The organism is Mucilaginibacter sp. Mucisp73 (assembly GCF_059491465.1).
In genome coordinates, this window is record NZ_CP168507.1 from 2,900,802 (window position 1) to 2,916,250 (window position 15,449).

General features: G+C 40.7%; 19 protein-coding genes. 11 read left to right on the plus strand and 8 right to left on the minus strand.

Going from position 1 to position 15,449, the window contains the following annotated elements:
• Positions 1-107 precede the first annotated feature (107 nt).
• The 4 genes from ACEN82_RS12270 (at position 108) to ACEN82_RS12285 (ending at position 4,207) form a co-directional block, all read left to right on the plus strand.
• Positions 108-2,057, plus strand: coding sequence for a TonB-dependent receptor plug domain-containing protein (locus ACEN82_RS12270; RefSeq protein WP_413317112.1), 1,950 nt, complete (start codon positions 108-110; stop codon positions 2,055-2,057).
• Positions 2,058-2,108: 51 nt separating this feature from the next.
• On the plus strand, positions 2,109-2,681 hold the full coding sequence (locus ACEN82_RS12275) for a DUF6580 family putative transport protein (RefSeq protein WP_413317114.1): 573 nt from the start codon (positions 2,109-2,111) through the stop codon (positions 2,679-2,681).
• 87 nt (positions 2,682-2,768) lie between these two features.
• On the plus strand, positions 2,769-3,455 hold the full coding sequence (locus tag ACEN82_RS12280; RefSeq protein WP_413317116.1) for an SIR2 family NAD-dependent protein deacylase: 687 nt from the start codon (positions 2,769-2,771) through the stop codon (positions 3,453-3,455).
• Positions 3,456-3,493: 38 nt separating this feature from the next.
• Positions 3,494-4,207 (plus strand): Dph6-related ATP pyrophosphatase, encoded by a 714-nt coding sequence (locus ACEN82_RS12285; RefSeq protein ID WP_413317118.1) that lies wholly within the window; start codon positions 3,494-3,496, stop codon positions 4,205-4,207.
• 226 nt (positions 4,208-4,433) lie between these two features.
• Here the strand turns inward: ACEN82_RS12285 and ACEN82_RS12290 are convergent, their stop codons facing one another.
• Together ACEN82_RS12290 and ACEN82_RS12295 are read right to left on the minus strand one after the other, a co-directional pair.
• A complete protein-coding gene (locus ACEN82_RS12290) occupies positions 4,434-4,682 on the minus strand; it encodes a hypothetical protein (protein WP_090525603.1) in 249 nt (82 codons plus the stop codon).
• Positions 4,683-4,688: 6 nt separating this feature from the next.
• Positions 4,689-5,390, minus strand: coding sequence for a DUF3291 domain-containing protein (locus ACEN82_RS12295; protein WP_495644133.1), 702 nt, complete (start codon positions 5,388-5,390; stop codon positions 4,689-4,691).
• Positions 5,391-5,464: 74 nt separating this feature from the next.
• Here ACEN82_RS12295 and ACEN82_RS12300 point away from each other — a divergent pair, with 74 nt between their 5' ends.
• Genes ACEN82_RS12300 through ACEN82_RS12325 form a run of 6 tightly spaced genes read left to right on the plus strand, consistent with a single transcriptional unit; the run spans position 5,465 to position 10,276 of the window.
• Positions 5,465-5,941, plus strand: coding sequence for a GAF domain-containing protein (locus ACEN82_RS12300; RefSeq protein WP_413317122.1), 477 nt, complete (start codon positions 5,465-5,467; stop codon positions 5,939-5,941).
• Entirely contained in the window at positions 5,941-6,591 is a 651-nt protein-coding gene (locus ACEN82_RS12305) for an alpha/beta hydrolase (RefSeq protein WP_413317124.1), read from the plus strand. Before ACEN82_RS12300 ends, ACEN82_RS12305 begins: the two co-directional genes overlap by 1 nt.
• The gene (locus ACEN82_RS12310) at positions 6,588-7,190 is read left to right on the plus strand and encodes a DNA-3-methyladenine glycosylase (RefSeq protein WP_413317126.1); all 603 of its coding nucleotides are present in this window, start codon (positions 6,588-6,590) and stop codon (positions 7,188-7,190) included. Before ACEN82_RS12305 ends, ACEN82_RS12310 begins: the two co-directional genes overlap by 4 nt.
• Positions 7,191-7,215: 25 nt before the next feature.
• Positions 7,216-8,499 carry a kynureninase gene (gene kynU, locus ACEN82_RS12315; RefSeq protein ID WP_413317128.1) on the plus strand — a complete coding sequence of 428 codons (1,284 nt, stop codon included), beginning with the start codon at positions 7,216-7,218 and terminating at the stop codon, positions 8,497-8,499.
• A gap of 14 nt (positions 8,500-8,513) precedes the next feature.
• Positions 8,514-9,368 carry a bestrophin family protein gene (locus ACEN82_RS12320; protein ID WP_413317130.1) on the plus strand — a complete coding sequence of 285 codons (855 nt, stop codon included), beginning with the start codon at positions 8,514-8,516 and terminating at the stop codon, positions 9,366-9,368.
• 5 nt (positions 9,369-9,373) lie between these two features.
• Positions 9,374-10,276, plus strand: coding sequence for a histone deacetylase family protein (locus ACEN82_RS12325; protein ID WP_413317132.1), 903 nt, complete (start codon positions 9,374-9,376; stop codon positions 10,274-10,276).
• Here ACEN82_RS12325 and ACEN82_RS12330 read toward each other — a convergent pair.
• Genes ACEN82_RS12330 through ACEN82_RS12345 form a run of 4 tightly spaced genes read right to left on the minus strand, consistent with a single transcriptional unit; the run spans position 10,273 to position 13,295 of the window.
• The gene (locus ACEN82_RS12330; RefSeq protein ID WP_413317134.1) at positions 10,273-11,655 is read right to left on the minus strand and encodes an MATE family efflux transporter; all 1,383 of its coding nucleotides are present in this window, start codon (positions 11,653-11,655) and stop codon (positions 10,273-10,275) included. The genes ACEN82_RS12325 and ACEN82_RS12330 overlap by 4 nt on opposite strands.
• Positions 11,656-11,707: 52 nt before the next feature.
• Entirely contained in the window at positions 11,708-12,340 is a 633-nt protein-coding gene (locus ACEN82_RS12335) for an AlbA family DNA-binding domain-containing protein (RefSeq protein WP_413317136.1), read from the minus strand.
• A 13-nt stretch (positions 12,341-12,353) separates the two neighbouring features.
• Complete coding sequence (locus ACEN82_RS12340; protein WP_413317138.1) at positions 12,354-12,809, minus strand: GNAT family N-acetyltransferase; 456 nt, start codon at positions 12,807-12,809, stop codon at positions 12,354-12,356.
• Between the two features lie 9 nt (positions 12,810-12,818).
• Positions 12,819-13,295: a DUF4442 domain-containing protein gene (locus ACEN82_RS12345; protein ID WP_413317140.1), complete on the minus strand. Its 477-nt coding sequence runs from the start codon at positions 13,293-13,295 to the stop codon at positions 12,819-12,821.
• Between the two features lie 175 nt (positions 13,296-13,470).
• On the opposite strand from ACEN82_RS12345, the gene ACEN82_RS12350 reads away from it, so the two are divergent.
• Positions 13,471-13,668 (plus strand): hypothetical protein, encoded by a 198-nt coding sequence (locus tag ACEN82_RS12350; protein WP_091164641.1) that lies wholly within the window; start codon positions 13,471-13,473, stop codon positions 13,666-13,668.
• Positions 13,669-13,742: 74 nt separating this feature from the next.
• On the opposite strand, the gene ACEN82_RS12355 is transcribed toward ACEN82_RS12350, so the two are convergent.
• Entirely contained in the window at positions 13,743-14,537 is a 795-nt protein-coding gene (locus tag ACEN82_RS12355; RefSeq protein WP_413317143.1) for an SDR family NAD(P)-dependent oxidoreductase, read from the minus strand.
• A 107-nt stretch (positions 14,538-14,644) separates the two neighbouring features.
• On the minus strand, positions 14,645-15,448 hold the full coding sequence (locus ACEN82_RS12360; RefSeq protein ID WP_354482803.1) for a phytanoyl-CoA dioxygenase family protein: 804 nt from the start codon (positions 15,446-15,448) through the stop codon (positions 14,645-14,647).
• Between the last annotated feature and the right edge of the window lies 1 nt (position 15,449).

Consider the following 15,449-nt stretch of genomic DNA (forward strand, 5'->3'; position numbering starts at 1 on the left):
GGATTGAAGCTTGGATGTGAATGCTCTTCGTTTGGCGTGTTTTCATTTTATTCATTTCCGTGTATGCTATTAAGGCTGCATTATTATTTTATACATATCAATCATACATGGAAAAAAAGTACGCTAAAATTATTTTAGGATTCGGTTTGTTAACTGTTGGGTTATCTACCTCAGCAGCATATGCACAGGATACCACACGCACACTCAATACGGTAGTAGTAACTGCAAGCCGGTCGCCTAAAAAACTGTCAGACATTGGCCGCGTTGTTACCATCATTTCTGCCGATGAGATCAATAAATCGCAGGGCAAATCATTGCCTCAATTATTAAATACGGTTGCCGGTATAACTTTTTCAGGTGCAAATAATGCCCCCGGTATCAGCACATCGGTTTTCCTGCGCGGGGCTTCATCTGGCAATACCCTTATCCTGGTTGATGGCTTTCCGGTAAACAACGCTTCAGGTATTGATGGCAGCTATGATCTTAACGCCTTTTCGCTGGATCTGATAGATCATATCGAGATTTTGAAAGGAAGTGGTTCAACGCTTTATGGTTCTGATGCTGTAGCAGGCGTTATTAATATCATCACAAAAAAAGCTAAACAACAGGGATTGACCGGCGGCTTGCAGTTAACAGGCGGCAGCTATAATACGTTTAAAGAGTCGGCCTCATTAATTGGACAGGTGAAAAATACAGGCATAGCCATTAACCTGTCAAATACCGATTCAAAAGGCTTTGCCGCGGCTACAGATACCACGGGCAAAGGTGATTTTAAGAAAGATGGTTTTCACCAACGTTCGGCCAGTGTGAACCTGAGCCAAAATGTCTCATCTAAATTTATTCTTAATGGAAACCTGCAGGTAAGCCACAATACTGGTGATCTGCCTTACGGTGCTTTTATAAACGACAATGATTACACTTATAAAAACACATTTTTATTTGGTGGCATAGGTGCAAAATTGATTTTGCCAAAAGGTAACCTCAACGTGAACCTGTCGCAAAATACGGTTCAAAATGATTTCAATAACCTGCCATCTGACAATTACGGAACCCACCAGGTTACAAAAAATACAGGTCGTATAACCAATGTCGAAGCTGTGTTTAATTATGAATTGAATAAGTATTTTGATATTACCAGCGGTGCGGCCTTTAAATACAGCAACACAAGCCAGTACAGTCTGTATGAATCAACATCTTATCCGGGTGTGCCGAGCATTATTAAAGCTGGTGATGCTGCTAATAACATATTCAGCGCTTATACGTCGTTATTTTTCAAATACGATATCTTCCACATGGAGTTAGGTGGCAGGTACAACAACCATAGCAAATATGGCGACAAGTTTACCTACACCATCAACCCATCATTATTCCTTGCCGATCAGTTTAAGATCTTTGGTACCATAGCCTCGGCCTTCAAATCACCTTCGCTATATCAACTGTTTTCGCAATATGGTAATCCCAAATTAAACCCCGAAATCACCACATCATATGAAGCTGGTTTTGATTGGGAGATTGTTAAGAATACCCTTTCATTTAATATCCAGTTTTTCAAGCGTGATACCAAAGATGTTATCTATTTTAAAAACCTGCCTGGCCCCCCTTATAGTCAATATGCAAACGGGCAACAGCAAAAAGATAAAGGCTTTGAAAGCGAGTTAAAATATCACGACAATAAAATTCATGCATCTGCATATTACGCTTATGTAACAGGTAAACTAACCGACGAAGCCGGTACACAAACCGGCAACCTTTACCGCAGGCCTAAAAGTACTTTCGGCGCTAATATCAGCTATGATGTTTTAAGTGATTTTGAGGTAGGTGTTAACTACAAATATACAGGTAACCGTACCGATCTGACTTTTACAAACACTGGATCAGAAGTGATTGCACTGAAGCACTACAACCTGGTAGATTTGCATTTGGAATACAAGGCAACCAAAAATCTAAATGTTTTTGGCGATCTGAACAACGTTTTGGATACTAAATACGTAGATTGGTTAGGATATAACACCCGCGGTATCAACTTCATGCTTGGTGCCGGGTATCAATTTAAATAGCGTTTGCGTATTGTTCGGATTATTAAGTAATTTTACGCCATATATAAAATCATGACCGCAAAAGATAACACCAACCGCAACCTGTTCCTGATCCTGATAATCCTGGTTGCTGCCGCATTCAGGCTTTTAGCATTTAAGTATAAAGAATTGAGTAATTTCAATCCGGTGGGTGCTATTGCATTATTTGGCGGTGCTTATTTTACCTCAAAGTGGAAAGGGTATGCTACTGTATTGCTTACGTTGTTTACTACAGATATCGTGATTAATTACCTGTATACTTCAAAGTTAACTTTATGGTATGGCGGAGCCGCATGGGTTTACCTGTGTTTTGCATTAATGGTGCTTGTTGGTAATTTGCTTGAAAAGGTAAATGTTCTTAATGTGCTTTTAGGCTCAATCGCAGCAGTTTTAATTCACTGGTTAATTACAGATCTGCCCTGGTTATATGGTACACTTTATCCGCATACTTTAGCTGGCTATGGTGAATCATTGATTAAAGCTATTCCGTTTGAGAAAAATATGGCATTGGGTACATTAGTATTTAGTGCAATACTTTTTGGTGGTTTTGAATTGGCTAAGAATAAGTACACTTTTCTTCAGGACAAAAAGCAATTGGCTTTATAATATAAAAGCATTTAAATTTAAAGCGGATTGTTGAAAGGCAGTCCGCTTTTTTTATGGCCTAATCAATTATCATCTGTTTATATTAAAATGAAGAACTTAGTAGTGTTAACCGGCGCAGGTATCAGCGCCGAAAGTGGTTTAAAAACCTTCAGGGATAGCGATGGGCTTTGGGAAGGGTATAATATTGAAGACGTAGCCACGCCTGAGGCCTGGGAGCATAACCCGGTTATGGTACAGCAATTTTATAACGAACGCCGTAAAACAGTATTGGAAGCCAAGCCCAATGCAGCACACTACGCCCTTGCCACCCTCGAAGAAAAATATAATGTAACCATCATCACTCAAAATATTGACGACCTGCATGAAAGGGCAGGTTCAACCAATGTGGTGCATTTACATGGCATTATCACCCGCTCACAATCAAGTATCAAACCAGAACTTACTTATCCTATCGATGGGTGGGAAATTAAAATGGGAGAGCTTTGCGAATTAGGTTCACAATTACGTGCGCACGTAGTTTGGTTTGGTGAGCCCGTACCAATGATAGAACATGCAGCCGCTATATGCGTGGGGGCTGATATATTTATGCTTATAGGTACCTCCCTTGCTGTTTACCCGGCCGCAGGGCTTATCGGTTATGTTGACCGCGAGACGCCAAAGTATATTATCGATCCCAATATACCTTTTGTAAATGTTAAAGGGCCGGTTATTAAAATCCAGGAAAAAGCAACAGTTGGCGTACCTGAATTAGTGAACCAATTATTAAAAGATTAAATCACTAATTCGCTAACTCACTAAATCACCAATTAAATATGAAGTGTATCTTCAATTGGAGCGGCGGTAAAGACAGCGCCCTCGCTTTATATCATTGCCTGCAAAATCCGGATCTCGAAATCGCCTATCTTGTAACTACGATCAATGATGCAGCCGACCGGATTTCCATGCATGGTGTACGGACTGAACTGCTGATTAAACAGGCCGAAGCCATTGGTATTCCTTTATACCAAATCCGCCTGCCCGAAATGCCGGGTATGCAGGAATATGACGATGTGATGCGACACCATTTAACTCGCTTTAAAAATGAAGGTGTAACCCATTCCATTTTTGGCGATATATTTTTGCAAGACCTAAAAGATTACCGCGATGCACGGTTAAGCGAGGTTGGGCTCAAAGGTATTTACCCCTTATGGAAAAGGGATACATCCGAATTAATAAATGAATTTTTGAACCTCGGTTTCGGAACCGTGATAGCCTGTACCCAGCAACGTTTGGAACGCATTGTTGGTAAAGAGATCAGTCGGGAGTTAATTGATGCGTTGCCTGACGATGTTGACGTTTGCGGCGAGAATGGGGAATTTCATACCTTCACTTTTAAAGGGCCGATATTTAAAAACCCAATTGAATACAAAACAGGTGTGAAAATTTTTAAGGAATACGCCACGCCGAAAAACGCCAATGATTCCTGCGTTTCTGCTACCGATGCCAAACCTTCCGGTTTTTGGTATTGCGACCTGTTATTGGCTTGACCTTTCATTTATTCCGTTAAAATCAGTGCAGAATAAAATTTTGTTTAACTATATAACTACTTTAATATCAATACATTAATATTAGTTTATTTAATTTTTTATTTAGATACTATGTAAAATAAAGACAAGCAGAACTTAAAATGCAATTTTTTTGCCAAATTAAATTTTGCCTACAGTTACTTTTACTTATAAGTTATTGTTTATCAATGTAAATTGATGTTTTATTTCAATAGTTATATCTAAAATAAGCGTCTTTATAATCGTTACGCATGTCGATAAACCGGGCGGCTATCTTTTTTAAAAACTCCTCATCAAGTAATTCAAAAACACTGTTTACCCCGTCGGTTAAATCCATTTCCGGGATCTTGTAACTCTGCTCAAGGGAACCCTGCTCTACCTTTACAATAAATTTATTATTCATATTCAGGATAGAGATTTTAAAATCGGGATGGGGGAGTTCTGCAATAATTCTCATGTCTTTTTAATTATTCAATAAGCCCTTTAATGGGTCTTTTCCGTTAATGGTACCGAAACTGGCAATAGGCTTAAACCGTGCAAAAAGTTCCTCGCTATACCAACCTTCGCTTCTTGTCTTTTTAATTACTTCGGCATGTTCGGGGCTTTTATATGCAAAAGCTTTGACGTGTTCCAGGCTTTCCCAAACAGAAAATGTAGCTTGTCTGTATACCGGAGCTTCACCAACGCCAAATGAATTTATATATCCGGGAGCGGATGTCATTATGTTTGCAACGGTATCTACATTGGCCCAGAAATTCTTTAACCTGCTAAGTTTGATTGTTGCGCGTGTGAGCACGGCGACTGGGCCATTAATGTCGCTTACATCGGGCTTGCCGAATAGCTCTTTTCCATCCCAACTCCCGTGGCTTTGCAGGGGCTGACAAATCATTGTCCAGCTTTCAGTACCTAACAGCTTCCACCAGGATGAGACGAACGACCTGTTATAAAATGCGTCAAAATTTTCCCTGCTATCCCAGCAAGCCAATAAGCCCCATTGTTGCCAGTCGGGTTCAAGGTCAAATGTTCCGTTTTTTCCAGAGCCAAGAAGTTTGTAAAAACTGCATCCTTTTTGCATCAATAGGGGAAGGCGATGAATAACCATAGCCAACAGGGCAAAAGGAATAAATAGTTTGCGGTAGCGGATTATAGTAAGGCTAACGATCATGTAAATGCTAAATAAAAGATTAAATATGATATTTACCTTATTTACTTTCAATGCAGCATAGTTACTTTTACATCATGGCAGAAGATCTAACAATAAATAAATCGACCGATAAAGCTGAGCAATACGCTTCACTTGTCCCTCAAATAGAAGCATTACTTTATGGTGAGCCTGACCTCGTTGCTAATATGGCAAACGTAGCGGCAGCCTTAAAAGAGCAGTTTAAATGGTTTTGGGTAGGTTTTTACATGGTTAAAGGAAACGAATTGGTTTTAGGGCCATTTCAAGGGCCGGTTGCGTGTACCCGTATTGGCCTGGGGAAAGGTGTTTGCGGTACCGCTTGGCAGCAGGCTAAAACTTTGATTGTGCCGGATGTTGAGGCATTTCCCGGGCATATTGCCTGTAGCTCGCTTTCCCGGTCAGAAATTGTGGTGCCGGTATTTAAAGACGATAAGGTAGCGGCCGTACTTGATGTAGACAGCGAGTTGCTTGATCAGTTCAATGAAACAGATGCGCAATATCTTGAGCAAATAGTAAAGCTTATTAATTTTTAATGAGCAGGATCTATCTAATTGCCGGTCTCGGTGCAGATACGCGTGTATACAACAATATTAACCTCAGTGATGAGCATGAGGTAATTACGGTAGACTGGATAGAACCGAATTCAAAAGACACTTTAGTTAGTTATGCTCAAAAGCTTATTTATCAATACAATATAAAATCAAACTCAGTACTGATCGGCAACTCCTTAGGCGGAATTGTCGCTGTTGAAATGGCGAAGCTCATCCCTGCCGAAAAGGTTATTTTGATTTCCAGTATTAAAACCAGTGATGAGGCGCCATGGTATTTTAAACTCTTTCACGCGCTGCCTGTTTACAAACTTGTCCCGGGAAAAGTATTTAATTTGATGGGTTTTATGATCAAACCTTTGTTTGGTCACATGAGTCAGGAGGATGCCTGGTTATTTAGCGATATGCTCAAAAGATCATCGCCGGTATTTATGAAATGGGCTATGTATGCCATTTTGCACTGGAAGAACGAAGTTATCCCGCCAAACCTCTATCACATCACCGGTGATATGGATTTGGTGTTTGATTACAAAAGAGTAAAAAACGCCACCATTGTTAAAGGAGGTACACATATCATGATCTTTGACAAGTCAAAAGAGATTAACAAATTATTGAAGGGAATCCTGAAAAAATGAAATTACCTGAAAGTTATTACCTGGGTAACGATGTTGTAAATATCAGTAAAGATCTGTTAGGTAAGTATTTATTTACTTGCATTGATGGTATAACAACAGGAGGCTATATTGTTGAAACAGAAGCTTATAATGGTGTTGTGGATAAAGCCTCTCACGCTTTTGGCAATCGACTTACCCCCCGCACTAAAACCATGTTCATGCAGGGTGGCATTGCATATGTTTACCTCTGTTATGGCATTCATGAAATGTTTAATATCGTTACCTCAAGCGAAGGGCATCCGCAGGCAATTCTTATCCGGGCTATTCAACCTACCGATGGGCTTGAAGCAATGCAGGTACGGCGCAACATGCCGGTTCTTAAGCCAACCATAACTGCCGGGCCCGGTTCGGTAGCCAAGGCGTTAGGCATTTCGCGCAATATCAATGCGTTTAGTTTGCAGGGCGATACGATCTGGCTTGAAGACCGTGGCCTTCATTTTCCGGATAATCAGATAAAAGCCGGCCCACGAATAGGAGTGGCTTACGCTGCTGAAGATGCCCTGCTGCCTTATCGTTTCTATGTAAAAGGCAATATTTACGTGAGCAAGCCCAACAAATAAGCTTCCTATTTTGTATTATTGGCGAATGAACTATCAAAACGATCTGGCGTTTGCCCGGCGGCAGGATGAGCAGGATTCATTAAAAAATTTCCGAAGTCGTTTTTTAATTCCCCAGCACAATGGTGAAGACGCGGTTTACCTTTGCGGTAACTCGCTTGGCTTGCAACCTGTTTCCGCGCAACAATATTTAGCCGATCAATTAAACACCTGGAAAAACCTTGCCGTTGAAGGTTGGTTTCAGGGAGATGATCCCTGGCTTGATTATCACAAATCCATTACGGGCTCAATCGCCGACGTTGTAGGCGCGCGGGATAATGAAGTTGCCATAATGAACTCACTTACAGTAAATCTTCATTTATTGATGGTAAGTTTTTATAAACCAGATAATAAGCGTTTTAAAATTCTCATGGAGGGAGGGGCTTTCCCTTCTGATCAATATGCAATGGAAAGCCAGGTGAGATTCCACGGTCTCGATCCTAAGGATACAATAATTGAGATTTTCCCGCGGGACGGGGAGGTTACATTACGTACCGAAGATATCATTGAAACCATTGATCAAAACAAAAATGAACTTGCCTTAGCGCTGTTCGGCGGAATCAATTACTATACCGGACAGTTTTTTGATCTGAAAGCAATTACAGATGCCGCCCACGCAGCAGGCGCTTATGCAGGCTTTGATCTGGCTCATGCTGCGGGGAACGTTCCCTTGCAGTTGCACAACTGGGGAGCCGATTTCGCTTGCTGGTGTTCGTACAAATACATGAACTCCGGACCGGGCGGTATAAGCGGCATTTTTGTGCATGAAAAACATTTTACCGATAAGGAACTGAACAGGTTTGCCGGCTGGTGGGGATACCGTCGCGACAAGCAATTCCTGATGGCCCCTGGTTTCGATCCTGAGATTGGCGCGGCCGGCTGGCAGGTAAGCACCAGCCCAATTCCACTCCTAGCTTTATTTAAAGCTTCTATGGCTATTTTTGATGATGCGGGCGGGTTAGATACCCTTCGTCAAAAAAGCATTCATTTAACGGGATATTTGGAGTTTTTGATTCAAGGCATCAATGAACAGCAGGGCGAAGAGATTTATCGGATAATTACTCCGGCTGATGCGGCTGCCCGAGGCTGCCAGCTTTCAGTAGTTTGCAAGCGAAATGCCAGGGCTATTTTCAACTACCTTGCGCAAAATGGCGTGATAGGCGATTGGCGCGAACCGGATGTGATCCGCCTGAGCCCTGTACCGCTTTACAATACATTTGAGGATGTTTACAAAGCAGCCAGATTGATGGCTGATGCACTAAAAGCTGTTTAAATTTTCAGAGATATATGGTTTACTACAATCCCAAAGAGTGGTTTTCATTCATTTTTAAAATAAATAAAGCCGAAACGCTACGCGAGTTATTTCCACTTATGCTTGCCGTAGGTGCATATGCAGGTGTTGTTACCTATTTCCTGATTGATTTTTGGCAATTGCCCGATACAAGCATACTCAAGAAGGTGATCTTTATTCATCAAACAATAGGTTTCGTATTCTCTTTATTGCTCGCATTTCGTATCAACTCTGCTTATGACCGCTGGTGGGAAGGGCGTAAGATTTGGGGAAGCCTGGTTAACAATAGCCGCAACCTTGCCATAAAATTAAAACATCTGATTGGCGAAAATGAACTGGCTTTTTTTAACTACGCTATTCCGCGTTATGCAAGAGCCTTGAGAGATCATTTACGGGATGAATATGTTCCGGAGGAGCAGTCGTTCATCAGTGTCGATGCACAAAAACATGTACCCAACCAAGTAGCTTCTGAAATGATTAAAAACATTTACAGGTTAAATAAAGAAGGTGCTATCAACCCGGAGCAATTGTTTAGCATAACAGCTGAAATTACTTGTTTTACAGATATTTGCGGTGCATGTGAACGAATTAAGAAAACGCCTATTCCGTTTTCGTACAATGTTTTTATCAAGAAATTTATCTTTACGTACATCATGACCCTGCCGTTTACCTGGGCCTTTGACCTCAAATATTTTATTATCCCGATAATCTGCTTTGTACTTTTTGTTTTTGCGAGTATTGAGTTATTAGCTGAGGAAATTGAGGACCCTTTTGGTCGGGATGCTAATGATTTACCGTTGGATAGTATTTGCGACAATATTCAAAAACATGTTGGAGAGTTGATAGGATAGAAGGTATGCTCAAAATAGCTTACGATCCGATATATGCCCATCCGCTACCCGAGGGGCACCGCTTTCCTATGCTGAAGTATGAACTGATCCCGGGCCAGTTATTATATGAAGGCGTGATAGGCAGGAATAATCTGTTTTCGCCGGGGCTGCTGGAAGAAAATATCATTACCCGTACCCATGATGAAAATTACTGGCATCAGCTTCGAGACCTCACGCTTTCACCGAAGGAACAACGCCGCACGGGTTTTCCTTTATCGGCGCAATTGGTTGAACGGGAGATCAGGATAGCAAAAGGCACAATTGATGGCTGCCGGTACGCTTTTGACGATGGTGTCGCGTTCAATGTTGCAGGCGGTACACATCATGCAGGCAGTAACTGGGGTGAAGGTTTCTGCCTGTTAAATGACCAAGCCATTGCAGCTAATTATTTATTGGACAATAAATTAGCCACATCTATCTTAATAATTGATTTAGATGTACATCAAGGCAACGGCACAGCTGAGATCTTTGAAAATGAGTCCAGGGTATTTACTTTCTCAATGCATGGAGCTAACAATTTCCCTTACAGAAAGGAGCAATCTGATCTGGATATCCCTTTAAAAGATGGCGTAAGTGATGGCGAGTTTCTCGACATACTTAAAACAACGCTGCCGCGATTGATTGAGCAACATAAGCCCGACTTTATCTTTTACCTTTCGGGTGTTGATATTTTGGCTACTGATAAGCTGGGTAAGCTTGCACTAAGTAAAGACGCATGTAAAGCCCGTGATCAGTTTGTTTTTGAACAATGCATCAAACACGATGTCCCCGTGCAGGTAAGTATGGGAGGAGGGTATTCACCACAAATTAAAGATATTGTGGAAGCGCACTGTAATACGTTCAAGGCGGCTATCGACCTCTATTTTTAATCCATTGCTATTACTGGTATTACCGGCTTTTGCTTGTGGCTTTTGCTTAACAGGTTAAACCGTACAAATAAAAGTACCGATGCGGTTCCAAGGCCCAGCACAAGGCCATACCAAACCCCATAAACCCCAAGGTTTAATTTAATACCAAGCAGGTAACCAACAGGCAAACCAATTATCCAATACGCCAGAAAAGTAATAACAGTTGGGATATTTACATCGCCCATGCCCCTTAGTACACCAAGCCCAACAACCTGTGCGCCATCAAACAGCTGGAAAAATGCTGCAATTATAAGTAGCTGTGATGCAATGGTTATTACTTCTTTATCCGAGGTAATAATCCATGGTAAAAGATGCCTGCCTAAAGCAAATACTACTGCCGTAAACGTCATAAACAGCAATACAATGTGATAATTGGATATAGCCGCGAGCCTTAAATTACGATGATCACTTACACCAAAATAGTTACCCGATTTAATTGCTGCAGCCGCACCAATGCCGCTTGCCATCATATAAGTCATGGATGCCATAGTTATAGTAACCTGGTGTGCGGCCTGCGCAACCACGCCGATGGTGCCAACCAATAATGCAGCGCCGCCAAAGGCGCTGATCTCAAATGTGTATTGCATTGCCACAGGCGCACCGATTTTCATGATCTGGATACCTCGAAGCCTATCGATATGCTTAATGGCAAAATCTGTTAAATAAGTTTTAAAATTTTTTGAACGGAAAACATAGATACCCATAACAGTTGCCATTAAGCAACGATCAATCAGTGTACTGTAGCCAACACCTCTGATACCCATTGGTTGGATGCCAAACAGGCCCTTAACAAAAATTATCCCGAACAAAATATTAATAAGGTTACCCCATATCGATATCATCATGGCCTGTTTAGTAAAACCCAAACCTTCTGCAAATTGCTTAAACGTGTTAAAAATGAGCAAGGGGATTAGGGACAAGCTAAGCAAAAATAAATATGGCTTAGCCTCTTTTACAACCTCGGGCGACTGGTCAAGGTGGCCGATAAGCAACATGGTCCCAAAGTAGATTCCGCAAAACAGGATGATTCCGCTCAGTATATTCAGGAATAAACTATTGGATAATAACAGGCCGCATTCTTTGTGATTTTTGCGCCCATTATTTTGGGCGATAAGTGGCGTTAAACCATAAGAGATCCCCATGCCAATCACCAACGGAACCATGAACAGACTGTTTACGGTTGATACCGCAGCCAAAGAAACAGTGCCCGCAAAATGCCCCACAATGATGATATCAGACATTTGAACAAGTGTGTGTCCTACGTTTGATATAATTACCGGGATAGCCAATTTAAGGCTTTCAAGATAATAAGGTTTGTATTTTTGGTAAAGGGCTCTCATGATTACTCAGGCAACAGGAGGACAAAAGTAACCATTCGGGCACACAGAAAAGTCAGCAGGCTGTATAATATTCTTCCTTTTCGGTTGTGTTGATTTTGATCAGGCCTGATAATATCAGGTCAACAAGTACATTCTGAGCACGCCGGCGCCCAACTTTAAGCAGTTCACTGCATTCTTTTATGGTAATGCGGCCAGCTTTTTCCAAATGGCCAAGCAAGGTACTTTCGTTTTCAGAATACTCAATTAAAACACCCTGATCATTTGACGAACGTTTTAAAACTTCCAGTACAATTTTACTGGCCAGTACACTTTTATCTTTTACGCGTACATAAGCCCACCATTTACCGTCTTCGGCCAGGGCATAATGAGGTTTTAGCTCGCTTGAAGCAATCTCTACAACGAGTACCAATTTATCATCAAAATATACCTCTTCAAAAACAGGTTCAAGCGCCGGCCTCGAAAAAAAATGAGCTGCCTTTGTTATCATGTACCTTTCTTCGTCGTCTGATTTCACACCCTTTATTGTGCCGTCATCAGTAACCCCAATAAGTAATTTACCACCTTTGTTGTTAGCGAATGATACCATCGTCCGGGCTATTTTTTCGCAACTGGTTATCGTTTTTTTAAAATCGACAGTAACCCCTTCACCTTCAAAAATCAGCTTCTTAACGTTTGTTTTGTTCATAGCCTTTTGATTATTAGGGCTTAATATATGGTGTAAAAATTTCCATCCAGGTTTCAGGGCGTGAGATGGGTGAAAAACCAAACTGGCTGTATAAGTTGTGCGCGTCCTTTGTGGCTAAAGACCACCTTCTTAAACCTTTCAGATCGGGATGCTTAACAATGGTTTGTACCAGCCATTTGGAAAGGCCTATGCCTCGGTAACCGGGTAAAATAAATACGTCGCAGATATAGGCAAACGTAGCATTATCAGAAACAACGCGCGCAAAACCCACCTGCTCATTCTTGAGATAGATGCCAAAACACATGGAGTTTTCAATTGCCCTGGCTAATTTTTGACGCGGGATGCCTTTTGCCCAGTACGATTCATTATTCAGATAATCATAAATAACATCAACGTTAAGCAGGTTTTTATCGGTTGAGACTTTGAAGCCTTTTTTTTCAAAAGCTTCGTCATTCATAATTACAGTCATCAGTATAAGTTATATAGTAGTATCAGTAAAGTTTAAGTTTCGAACATATACCTCAATCATGAGGGATACGCATATTTCGCCATCTTTATTGTAAATGTCAATAGGGAACGAGCGAATAAATTTCCCGGCTGTATTTAAAACATGTTCTGCTTCGGCTATATCGCTGTCTGATAGCTCGATATCAAAAGATAAATTTGTTGCTGCCGGCCTTGCGTATTTTACTGTTGCCGATTTTGACCAAACCGTAAGTTTATAACCTTTATGGCTAAATATTTGATAAAACAGGATAGGGTAAAAGGGATCTGCAGCCGAAAAAAGCGTGCCGCCAAAAATTGAGTTATTATAGTTTTTGTTAAGAAAACTTTTCCTGACTTTTACCTTAACACCACGGTAGCCTTTGCTGAATTTAACTACCCAGATACGCTGGAAAAGGAGAGGAGGGTAGAAGCGCATTACCCACTTTAATAATCCTTCGGATACTACCATAGCGCTTAAAGATCAGAAAAAAATTAAACAATAAGTGGCAAATGTGAATCAAACAGACGTATGTTTAAAAATAAAAAGATAATAAAATCCAGAATTACCGGTAAACAATACGGTTAAAGCTTCGTTAATAGTATGGTTCATCATAAATTGATCATTTAATCAAAAGCAAATAACTATGAAAAAGCAATTTTTAAGTTTCGCACTTGTCGCGGCAATGATCGGCGCTATTGCAACCAGCTGTAGCTCGGAAAAAAAAGCAGGCGATGGTTCTGACAGTACAAAAATGGATTCAACAAGTCAAAGTGCACCTGCACCGGCGGCTACTGACACAGCTAAGACCGACACAAGCAAAAAAGACACTACAAAACATTAGAATTTAGAACGCATAAAAAATCCCGGCCAGGTATTACACCTGACCGGGATTTTTTATGCGTTTTCGTTTAAATTTTAGAATGCGGTTTTTATAACCCCGCCATCAGCACGTAAAGTTGCACCATTAGTTGCTGCCGATAGCGGACTTGCAATATAGGTAACCAAGTTTGCAATTTCCTCTGTAGTAATAAAGCGTTTTATTAATGACGTGCCACGCACATTAGTGAAAAATTCTTTTTCTACCTCAGTATTACTCAAACCCTGATCTTTTGCTAAAGCCTCAATGAAATCGCCCACGCCTTCAGATAAAGTCGGCCCGGGCAAAACAGTATTTACTGTAACACCTGTGCTTTTAGTAAGTTCGGCCAAACCACGTGCAACTGCAATTTGAGCCGTTTTGGTTGTGCCATAATGGATCATTTCTTCGGGGATCTGATATGCCGATTCGCTGGAGATAAAAATAATACGGCCCCAATTTTTACTGATCATTTTATCAAAATAGGCTTTCGACAACCGTACCCCGCTTAGTACATTGACCTCAAAAAACTTCAGCCAGTCGGCATCGGTAATTTCGGTAAATGGTTTAGGTTCAAAAATACCCACGTTGTTCACCAGGATATCAACTTCCAGCAATTGTGCTGTCAGTGTTTCAACTTGCGCAATATTTGAAAAATCAGCAGCAATGCCTTTAATTTTATTGTTACCGGTTTCGGCAATCAGCTTTTTTACAACTTCGTCAACCTTGGTTTGGCTTCGGCCATTTATATATATCGTGGCGCCCTCGTTGGCTAATGATTTTGCAATAGCATAGCCAATTCCGGCTGTTGATCCGGTTACCAGCGCGATTTTGTCATTAAGTTTAAGATCCATGATTTTAGTTTTTGCTTAATAACACAAGTGTAGCATTGTTGTTAGTTTAAGGCAGATTTTAAAATCAAAGATTAAACAGCATTGACAATAGATGGCAAATTTTGAATTTAACCCTGACCGGGCTGGTACATTCTTTTTTCAACAGGCTGATAATATTCGTTTAAGTTTTCCGGCACCCGGGATTTATAACCCAAAACTTGCCTCAGGTCATCACTTAATCCTTCGCCAAATTCATATCCCAAAAATCTTGGATAATCAAGCTGTTGTTTAAAAAAAGGCTTAGTAAAAGCCATGGTTAATGTCCGCCTTGTTGCATCAGTATAATTTTTACCAGCCGCATGCCACAAATTGGAGTCAAACAAGATAATGCTGCCTCTTTTTGTATTGGCACGATCTGCATTTTTGTAGAAGAAATCACTCTCCGGTTTTTCATCGCTTTTATGCGAGCCTGACAAAAAATAAGTTGATCCGTTTTCAGGAGTAAAATCATCTAATATTATCATCATTTGAATCATTACTTTAAAATCGCCGGTAAAACTTCTTATATCCCGATGGATGTTTTGAACATATGGTTTTTCATCTTTTAAATTGATGACCGCGCCCAGCGAATTTATAATGTAATTTCCTTTTAAGAAATGCATCATCTGATCTGCACAATATTTTCGTTCAAGAAACTTCAGTGAAAATCTTTCCCGTTCAACAAGGTGGTGTAACGTTCCGTTCATGTTATCACCTATACCATTTGCAATTTGAATTTTACGCCTGATATCGTATGCAGGTATCAATGAATCTGTTATTTCATCAATGAATTCTTCGTCCAGGGCATTTTCGTATATAATCCATCCATATTCATCCATTACTCGGTCGAATACGGCAAGGTCAGCATCGGAATAGTTAAACTTATTTTTCATT